We start from the raw sequence: 8,757 nt of genomic DNA, 5'->3' as shown, positions 1-8,757 counted from the left end.
GTCGCTGCGACCGTCGGTCTGTGGGCCCAGCTCTTCGGCAATCCCCTGACCTGGGACGACCTGCCTTGGCTGCGCTCCATCACGTCGCTGCCGCTAATCGTCAAGGGCATCCAGCACCCCGACGACGCCCGCCGTGCCCGCGACGGTGGCGTCGACGGCATCTACTGCTCCAACCACGGCGGCCGCCAGGCCAACGGCGGCATCCCCGCCCTGGACTGCCTCCCTGCCGTGGTCGCCGCCGCCGACGGCCTCCCCGTGCTCTTCGACTCCGGCGTCCGCTCCGGCACCGACGTCGTCAAGGCTCTCGCCCTCGGCGCCACCGCGGTGGGCGTCGGCCGGCCGTACGCGTACGGCATGGCCTTGGCCGGCGCCGGCGGCGTCGTCCACGTCCTGCGCTCCCTGCTGGCCGAGGCCGACCTCCTCATGGCCGTCGACGGCTACCAGGCGCTGGCCGACCTCACCCCCGACTCGCTCCGCCCCACCGCCTGAACCCGCATTTCGGTGTGACGGTAAGCGGGACTCGCGGGGGAACCGGGCCGGGGTGCGCGCGTCCTGGTGATGGTGAGGGGTCGGTATCTCGGGTTTGTGGCGGCGCTGGTCGTGTTCCTGGTCGGGTTATGGCTTCAGATCACGGCCTACAGCCGGATCGCGGCCGGGGCCGACGAAGATATGGCCACGGAGACCTTCCGCACGGGTCGGTCCCAGTTGGCCAATCGGATCGGGGCGTCGTTGAACGGCGTGCAGCTGGACGTCTTGGAGCTCACGGCCTGGGTGCTGCTGGCGCTCACCGTGCTGGTGCTGTTCCGAAAGGCGTTCGCGGCCGTACTGGCGGTGGGGATCGCTTTGCCGTACGCGATATTCGGGGCGGTCAACGAGATCAATACCCTACGCCAAGCACCCAGCACGACGGCCCTGCACGACTGGGCACTGTTCTGCCGGCAGGCCGGCGGCCCGGTGATCGTGGCCGGAGCGATCGCCACCGGGATCACATTCGCACTGGCCCGCCACACGTTCAGCCCCGAACGCGACACCCGCCGCCCGGGCACGCCCTAGCTGAAACGCCCGCTCTCATCCCCGGCAGAACCGCGAGCGCGCAGTCCTTCGCAGAAACCGCGCCGGCCCACGTCGGCATTCCTTGACGAAGCCCCTTGCGCGCGTCATCAGTCTTTGCGAAACCCCCGACGCGCGCCTCCAGCTTTGCCAAAGCCGTTGGCGCGCGTCTGCTCAATCCTTGGCGGAACCGTTGGTGGGCGGCTCGTCGGTCTTGCCGGAACCGTTGGTCGGGGGCTCGTCGGAGGTGGACTCGCCGGCCCGCGAGGAGCCATTGGCCGGCGGCTCCCCGGCCTTGGCCGAACCACCGGCGGACGGCGCGTCCGTCGAACCACCGGCGGGCGGCGCGTCCGTCGAAGCGTCCGGGCCCTCCGGAGCGTCCTCGGAAGCCGAGGGGTTTGGCCGCGCGAACCGCGACCAGACCTTGCCGGCGGCCTCGGAGATCACGCCGCCGACCTCGTTGAGCACCTTGGCCAGCGGATCGGTGGTCTCCACGAAGGCGTCGCGGTAGGAGCGGGCCGCCGACTTCACGTCCTCGGTCCACTGGTTCTGCGGGTCGTCGCCCCGGTCGGGATAGGTGCCGCCGAGAATGTCCCGGTACTCCTCGTCCGCGGCCCACTTCTGCAGCTCGGCGGCCCGCACGACGGCGAGGGGATGGCTCAGGTCGATCACGTTCATCAGCTTGAGCACGCTGTCCCGCACGTCGCCTTCGGTCTCGTACTCCCGGGCCTGGGCGAGGAAGGCCTCGGTGTCCACAGCGGACGGATCGACGGCGCCGGCCATCATGATGTGGGTGCGCAGGGCGACGGTCGGGTCCTGCACGCACAGCAGCCCGGCGCGGTCGGCGGACAGCTCGGCCTTGCGGTACCACTCCTTGAGCGCGGCGATGATGGCCCGCAGGCCCCAGTAGCCGACAGGCATCCACGCCAAGCTGGTGAGCAGGCGGAGCAGCCGCTCAAGCATGGTCCGGTACAGCGCGTGACCGGACAGGGCGTGCCCGACCTCGTGCCCGATGACGAACCGCAGCCCGTCGGTGTCCAACGCCTCGACCAGGCCCGTGGTCATGACGATGAAGGGCTGGTCGAGACCGATCGTCATGGCGTTCTGGACGGGGCTGCGCGTGATGTAGAGCTCCGGCGCCGGGTCGACGTCGAGGATCTCGGCACACTCGTTGCGGATCGCGTCCAGCTCCGGGTACTGGCGGGGGCCGACGCGAATCGAGGAGGACAGGGACATGAGCCGCTCGCCCCGCTCGGCGAACGCGCCGCTGACGGCGCGCAGCACCTGGGCGAAGCCCGGCACGGATCGCAGCGTGGTCAACGCGCCACGGTCCGCCGGGTGTTCGTACGCCCGCGGGCTGATGCCCGGGAACCGCACCCGACCCTCGCTGAGGGCAACACCATCGGTCGAATCGTCCGCAGAAGTCACTCCTCCACAGTAACCACGCCCGAGGGCAGGCGTGGGCGAATCGGGTGATCGTTAGGATCGGGGCATGCGGATTTGCGTTTTCTGTGGTTCCTCCGACGGCGGCGAGGCCTACCTGGAGGCGGCCAGGACGGTCGGTCGCACGTTGGCCGAGCGCGGCATCGGCGTGGTGTACGGCGGCGCCAAGGTCGGCACGATGGGCGCGGTGGCCGACGGCGCGCTGGCGGCCGGCGGCGAGGTCATCGGCGTGATCCCGGAGAGCCTGGTCAACTGGGAGGTCGCCCACCAGGGCCTCACCGAGCAGCACATCGTCGACGGCCTGCACGCCCGCAAGGCGCTCATGGCCGAGCTGTCCGACGGCTTCATCGCCCTGCCCGGCGGCGTCGGCACGATGGAGGAGCTGTTCGAGGTGTGGACGTGGGCCCAGCTCGGTCTGCACTCGAAGCCCGTCGGCCTGCTCGACGTGAACGGCTTCTACGACCACCTGCTGCGCTTCACCGACACCATGGTGGAGGAGGGTTTCCTGCGCAAGCCGTACCGGGACGTGCTGCTCGTGGACGCCGACCTGCCGTCGCTGCTCGACCAGTTCGCCGCGTACCGGCCGCCCACCTACAAGTGGTCGAAGGAAAGCTGAGCAACCGGGTGACATGAGGTAATTCGCCGCCCGGCGGCTGCGACAATCGGTGGCGGGAGGTGCGTCACCATGAACACCCCTGAACCGAACACCGCCGCGCCGAACAACGCCGCACGAACCAACACTGCGCCAACGAACACCGCGCCGATCAACGCCGCGCCGATCGACACCGCGTCAACCAACGCTGCGGCACTCGAGACCGCGCCAGCCGACACCGCGGCAACCAACACCACACCAATCGACACCAGGCCGCACAACACCAGGCCCAGCAACGCTGCGGTAACCAACACCGCGCCAATCGAGACCGGGCCGCACAACACCAGGCCCAACAACACTGCGCTCCCGTTGACCTCCGTCCGTCCTTACTTCTCCGTCGTGGTTCTCGAGGGCGAGGATTTCGCTGCCCTCACCGACTTCCTGCTCACCTCCGGTCGCGGCGATGTCGTGGCCCGGCACCAGGCCGAGGATCTGCTGGCCTTCGTGCGCCGCCGCGAGGACCCGCCGACCTGGGCGGGACCCGACGCGGGTTATGTCGACGTCACCCATCAGCTCACGATTGTGCTGCGGCGTGGTGGTTTTCTCGTCGTCTGCACGGACCGGCCCACCCAGGAGCGGCTCCAGACCTGGCTGGACCGCCAGCGTTCACTGCGGCGCTACCCGTCCGAGGTGTTGGAGAGCGCGCTCATCCGTGGCGAGGTGAAGAACCTGTGGTTACGGGGAATTCACCGGCGCAGCAGCGTCAAGGCCGACGGCAAGGTCCTCAGCGGCACCAGCGTCGAGCAGACGCTCAGCCCGCACGAGGACGGCTCCTACGTCGCCGGCTCCGCCCGCGCCGCGCTGCCCTCACGGCCGGATCTCCTGCTGCTCAAGGGAAACGCCGGGACGACTCCGCGTAACGCCTTGGTGTGGCTGAGCACAAGGGCCGACTTCGAGACCTTCACCGCGATGGCCACCGAGTTACTCGACCTCCTCGAGGAGGCGAGGGCCAACGGCGCCGAACGCCCGGACTTCCTCACCATGCTGGCCAGCCCCGCCGACATCGCCGACGTGCGCGACGCCTTCGAGGTGATCGTCGAGGACCCCGACACCCTGCCGCCGGGCTCGCTCAGCGACGAGCTCCGCGACCTCGCACTGTCTGTACGGGATACTCCTCCTTCCGTCACGGGTTTCCCCGACTCCGCCTCGTTCGTGCTCGACGGCACGGTCGAGGTCACCCCCGAGCTCGCCGGCGACAAGGTCCGCCTCGACGGCGACTCCCCCATCCTCGATACCGACCTGCTCACCGTGTACTACCAGTCGGGGCACTCCTACAGCCGCGGCCGGTTCTGGCAGACACGCGCTCCCGAATACCCCTTTCGCAACTGGCGTTTCGAGGACTTCCACGGCTGGGACATCCGCCGCGAGAAGCCCCGCGCCGACTCGCCGCAGAAGATCCACGACAACATCGGCAGCGACAACTCGCTGTTCGACTGGGTCGCCCGCCACTACGGCCACGGCTGGCTGATCTGTGACGACGGCCCCGGCGAGGTGGCCGACTTCCTGCACATCGACGCCGCCCGCACCCTCAGCCTGATCCACGTCAAGTCGGCCAACAGCCACTCCCGTCTCCGCGACGTCTCGGCCGCCGCGTACGAGGTGGTGGTCAGCCAGGCCGTCAAGAACCTCATCTATGTCAGTCGCGGCCACCTCCGTCCCCAGCTCTCCCGGCCACCCGTCCGCCGGCCCGCGTCCTGGATCGACGGCCAGCGCGTCCGCGGCCGCCGTGACTTCCTGCGCCAGCTCGACGCCCGCGTCGCCACCGACGACATGCGGGTCGTCATCCTGCAACCGCACGTCAGCCAGCGCACCTACGACTCCCTCCGCGGCCCGGCCGGGCGCGGCTCCCCCGGGCTCATGCGGCTGCACCTGCTGGAGTCCATGCTCAACTCCGCACGCCAGTCCGCCACCGGCCTCAACGCCGACCTGGAGGTCATCGCCAGCAAGGAATGACCGGCTAGACCGAGGCCCCGCGGACGGCCCTGGACCTTCGCCCGAACACGAACCACGCCAGCGGGCCCACGACTGGCAGGAACAGGTCGGCCATGACCCAGCCCACCTTGGTGCCACCGTCGATGTCGCGCCGGAGCACGTCCACGATCGCGGCCACCTCCAGCACGAGCATGGGCAGCAGGATCAGTAGGTGAGTGGTGGTCATGTCGCTCGCTCCTTCGTCGATGCGCGTCCGATGAGGACGGTGCAAGCATCGCGCGCCGGGCGCGTGCGGCGCAGTAACGCAGGTATCCGTCTTTGGGGTGGTGCTAGGTACAGGTGAGACCGGGCACTGGTGCCATGGCCGACCCCGCCGGCGATCACTACCGTGGTGCCCATGCCGCTCCAGGTCCGAGCTGTCCTCCGCGCCCCGTGGTCCACACAGGCGTGGCAGGCGACCGTGCACCTGGCGGTGGGCGTCCCGCTCGGGCTGGTCAGCACGGCCGGCGTGGTGGGGCTGGCCGGACTGACGATCGCCTGCGCATCGCTACTGGGCCCGGCGGTGATGGGGTGGCTGGTGCCGCCACTGCAACCGCTGGCCACCGCACGGCCGTGGACGTGGGTGCTGGTCATTCCTCTGTTCACGGCGCTGCTGTGGTGGACCGTGCCGTGCACGAAGGCGCAGGGCCACCGGTTCACCCGGGCACTCTACGAAGTGCTGCCGAATCCGCCCCAGCGGCGGCGCCTGCTCGGCCTGGCGGCGCAGGCCTCCACCTGGCGTCAGCTCACCTACCACCTGCTCGCGGGCCCTCTCGGCACCGTCGAGTTCGCCCTGGTCGCCGCGCTGTGGCTGGTCGGGCCGCCGATGGCGGTGCAGCCGCTGTACATCTGGTGGCTGCCGAGTCACGGCTCGGTGGTCGAGGTCCTGCTGACGACCGTGCTCGGTCTGGCCGCGTTCCATCTGGCGCCGTGGATGGCGATGTGGTGCGCCGAGCTGGACATCGCCCTGGCGACCCGGCTGCTCGGACCGACCCGCCAGCAGCAGATGGAGGAGATGTCCGCGCGGATGCAGTCGCTGTTCGACAGCCGCTCGGACGTGATCGAGGCCGCCGACGCCGAGCGCCGCCGCATCGAGCGGGATCTGCACGACGGCGCCCAGCAGCGGCTCGTCTCGCTGGCCATGAACCTCGGCGTCGCCCGGCTCGACCTCGACGGCGTGCCCGACCACGTGCGCAAGTCCATCGTGGACGCCCACGAGGAAGCCAAGACGGCCATCGCCGACCTGCGCAGCCTTGTTCGTGGGCTACATCCGGCCGTGCTCGACGAACGAGGTCTCGACGCCGCCCTGTCCGGCATCTCCGCCCGGTCGTCGGTGCCCGTGACCCTGAACGTCAACCTGCCCCACCGTCCGTCCCGGACGACCGAAGCCGTCGCCTACTTCCTCGTCTCGGAGGCACTGACCAATGCCGCGAAACACGCCCAGGCGTCCCGGGTGGACATTCGGGTGAGCCATCGCAAGAACATCGTCGTCGTTGTCGTCACCGACGACGGACGCGGCGGTGCCCGTTCGGAGGGCAGCACGGGCCTGCGCGGGCTGATGCAGCGCGTCGGCTCCATCGACGGCTCGCTCCGTATCGACAGTCCCGTCGGCGGGCCGACCACCCTCACGGCGGAGCTGCCATGCGCGTTGTGATCGCCGAGGACTCCGTGCTGCTGCGCGAGGGCCTCGTCCGACTGCTGGAAGGCAGCGGCATCCAGGTCGTCGAGGCGGTGGGCGACGCCGACGAGCTGCTGCGGTCTGTCGCCGAGCACGAGCCCGACCTCGTGCTGCTGGACGTGCGCATGCCGCCCACCCATACCGATGAGGGGCTCCGGGCCGCCCTGGTCATCCGGCGCCAGTGGCCGGCCATGGCGGTGCTGGTGCTCTCCCAGTACGTCGAGGAGCGCTACGCCAGCGAGCTCCTCGCCACCGAGACCGCCGGCATCGGCTATCTGCTCAAGGACCGCGTCGCCGACGTCGGCGAGTTTCTGACCGCCCTGCGCCGCGTCGCCGACGGCGGCACCGCCCTCGATCCCGAGGCCGTCGCCCAGCTCCTGCTCCGCAAGCGCAGTGACCCGCTCAGCGTGCTCAGCCCCCGCGAGCGGGACGTCATCCGCCTCATGGCTGAGGGCCGCTCCAACGCCGGCGTGGCCGACGCCCTCATGGTCAGCGAAAGCGCCGTCGCCAAGCACGTCAACAACATCTTCCACAAGCTCGACCTGCCGCCGGCCGACAACGACCACCGTCGGGTGCTGGCCGTGCTGCGGTTTCTGAAGGGATGACGATGATCAGCGCGGGCCCGCGGGCAAGGGCGCCGGCCAGCCGCGCCATGTCGGCGAGTCGACGTGCTCGAACCGCAGCGGCCTGCACAGCGGCCTGCCGGAAAGCCCGGTGCGCCCGGAGGAACTGGCCGGCGTGGACGTCGCCGCCGTCACCCACGCCGGCGTCGACCACCGGGGCCAAGCCCTGGAGATCACGCGGGCCGGGAGGCGATCCTGGTCGGCGGCGACTTCTCGCTGCACCGGCCGGAGATCGCGGTGCTCCGCATGGGCGGCGTACGGGTGGGCCTGGTCCGGGCGATCGAGCTGCCGCCGGTCGAGGCGGCGATCGCCGTGCGCTGGTTCGGCACGGCCACGGTCATCGCCGTGCACTACCTGCCCGGCACCGGCGCAGCTCGCCGCCGATCTCGGCGAGGACGCTCAGGTCGTCGCGCTGGAGTTCGGCGACGCCTGGACGCACTGACCGGCCAGCTGCCACGTGCGTAGCCGGTCGGCGGCGGAGCGCATGCCGGACTGGATGAGGACGACGTCGGTGGCGCCGGCGTCGAAGTAGCGGCGGATGCCGGCGGCGACCTCGGCCTCGGAGCCGATGAGGGCGAGGTCGGCGGGATGGTCGACGCCCTCGGCGTCGAGGATCTGTCGGTAGGAAGGAATGTCGCCGTAGTAGCCGAGGCTGGCGGCGGCGACGGCGCGGACGGCGTAAAAAAAAATCGGTGACGACGGCGGGCACGGCGGCGACGATGCGTGGCTCGAAGGAGCGCCCCCCGGCGGGCACGATGAGGCGTTCGATGACGCGCGGCCCGGCCAGGAACGGAATGGTGCGTCGGCGAACTCGGCTGTGGCGCGCAGGGTCTGCGGAGCCATGGCGGCGACCAGCAGCTGTACGCCATCGCCGCCGGCCACGGCGGTGGGCAGCGGCGGCCGGGCGATGACGGAGGAGCCGGCGAAGGAGACCTGCTCGCCGTCGAGGGCCTGGTTGAGGACCTCCAGCGACTCCCGCAGCAGCCGAATGGGCGGCGGATACTCCAGCCCGTACGCGGGTTCGAGCAGGCCCCGCACCCCGAGCCCGACGCCGAGGGTGAAGCGGCCGTCGGTGGCGGCCTGCGCGGTCTGCGCCAGGGAGGCGATCACCAACGGGTGCCGCGAGTAGAGCGGCACGACGGCGGTGCCGACCTCGATGCCGGGCACCTCCCGCCCGGCCAGGGCCGCGAGGCTGATGGCGTCGTGGTCGAACAGTTGGGTGAACCACACGGACGTCAGCCCGGCGGTCGAGGCCTCCCGCGTCTGTGCGATCAGCTCGTCGACGATGTTCTTGGCGTGCAAGGCATCCCCGGCCGGCAGCACGGCTCCGATGGTCATGG

The 8,757-nt window shown here is 70.5% G+C and carries 11 protein-coding genes; 6 read left to right on the top strand and 5 right to left on the bottom strand.

From position 1 onward, the window contains the following. Both KUTG_RS44140 and KUTG_RS44135 read left to right on the top strand, forming a co-directional pair. Window positions 1-489, top strand: a 489-nt coding sequence (locus KUTG_RS44140) for an alpha-hydroxy-acid oxidizing protein (RefSeq protein ID WP_198047519.1), incomplete at its 5' end; no start/stop codon positions are given. A gap of 69 nt (window positions 490-558) precedes the next feature. Next, window positions 559-1,053 carry a hypothetical protein gene (locus tag KUTG_RS44135; protein WP_198047518.1) on the top strand — a complete coding sequence of 165 codons (495 nt, stop codon included), beginning with the start codon at window positions 559-561 and terminating at the stop codon, window positions 1,051-1,053. 171 nt (window positions 1,054-1,224) lie between these two features. Here the strand turns inward: KUTG_RS44135 and KUTG_RS44130 are convergent, their stop codons facing one another. Continuing rightward, window positions 1,225-2,478: a M48 family metalloprotease gene (locus KUTG_RS44130; protein ID WP_084580507.1), complete on the bottom strand. Its 1,254-nt coding sequence runs from the start codon at window positions 2,476-2,478 to the stop codon at window positions 1,225-1,227. A gap of 64 nt (window positions 2,479-2,542) precedes the next feature. Here KUTG_RS44130 and KUTG_RS44125 point away from each other — a divergent pair, with 64 nt between their 5' ends. Continuing rightward, on the top strand, window positions 2,543-3,109 hold the full coding sequence (locus tag KUTG_RS44125; RefSeq protein ID WP_043725696.1) for an LOG family protein: 567 nt from the start codon (window positions 2,543-2,545) through the stop codon (window positions 3,107-3,109). On the opposite strand, the gene KUTG_RS59735 is transcribed toward KUTG_RS44125, so the two are convergent. Continuing rightward, the gene (locus tag KUTG_RS59735) at window positions 3,085-3,444 is read right to left on the bottom strand and encodes a hypothetical protein (RefSeq protein WP_157495222.1); all 360 of its coding nucleotides are present in this window, start codon (window positions 3,442-3,444) and stop codon (window positions 3,085-3,087) included. The two genes, KUTG_RS44125 and KUTG_RS59735, sit on opposite strands and share 25 nt — an antisense overlap. Window positions 3,445-3,484: 40 nt before the next feature. Here KUTG_RS59735 and KUTG_RS44120 point away from each other — a divergent pair, with 40 nt between their 5' ends. Beyond that, window positions 3,485-5,098 carry a hypothetical protein gene (locus tag KUTG_RS44120; protein ID WP_157495221.1) on the top strand — a complete coding sequence of 538 codons (1,614 nt, stop codon included), beginning with the start codon at window positions 3,485-3,487 and terminating at the stop codon, window positions 5,096-5,098. Between the two features lie 4 nt (window positions 5,099-5,102). Here the strand turns inward: KUTG_RS44120 and KUTG_RS44115 are convergent, their stop codons facing one another. Beyond that, window positions 5,103-5,303, bottom strand: coding sequence for a PLD nuclease N-terminal domain-containing protein (locus KUTG_RS44115; protein WP_043725691.1), 201 nt, complete (start codon window positions 5,301-5,303; stop codon window positions 5,103-5,105). Between the two features lie 171 nt (window positions 5,304-5,474). On the opposite strand from KUTG_RS44115, the gene KUTG_RS44110 reads away from it, so the two are divergent. Beyond that, the gene (locus KUTG_RS44110; protein ID WP_043732784.1) at window positions 5,475-6,770 is read left to right on the top strand and encodes a sensor histidine kinase; all 1,296 of its coding nucleotides are present in this window, start codon (window positions 5,475-5,477) and stop codon (window positions 6,768-6,770) included. Then, window positions 6,758-7,399, top strand: coding sequence for a response regulator (locus tag KUTG_RS44105; protein ID WP_043725688.1), 642 nt, complete (start codon window positions 6,758-6,760; stop codon window positions 7,397-7,399). The genes KUTG_RS44110 and KUTG_RS44105 overlap by 13 nt, the downstream gene beginning before the upstream one ends. Window positions 7,400-7,590: 191 nt before the next feature. Here the strand turns inward: KUTG_RS44105 and KUTG_RS59730 are convergent, their stop codons facing one another. Together KUTG_RS59730 and KUTG_RS44100 are read right to left on the bottom strand one after the other, a co-directional pair. Next, a complete protein-coding gene (locus tag KUTG_RS59730) occupies window positions 7,591-7,758 on the bottom strand; it encodes a hypothetical protein (RefSeq protein ID WP_157495220.1) in 168 nt (55 codons plus the stop codon). 58 nt (window positions 7,759-7,816) lie between these two features. Then, window positions 7,817-8,755 (bottom strand): LLM class flavin-dependent oxidoreductase, encoded by a 939-nt coding sequence (locus KUTG_RS44100; RefSeq protein ID WP_369794585.1) that lies wholly within the window; start codon window positions 8,753-8,755, stop codon window positions 7,817-7,819. Window positions 8,756-8,757: the final 2 nt, after the last annotated feature.

Origin of the sequence: Kutzneria sp. 744 (assembly GCF_000568255.1) — a bacterium.
Taxonomy (GTDB): Bacteria; Actinomycetota; Actinomycetes; order Mycobacteriales; family Pseudonocardiaceae; genus Kutzneria.
The sequence above is the reverse complement of the archived record's forward strand: the minus strand, read 5'-3'. Positions and strand labels throughout refer to the sequence as shown.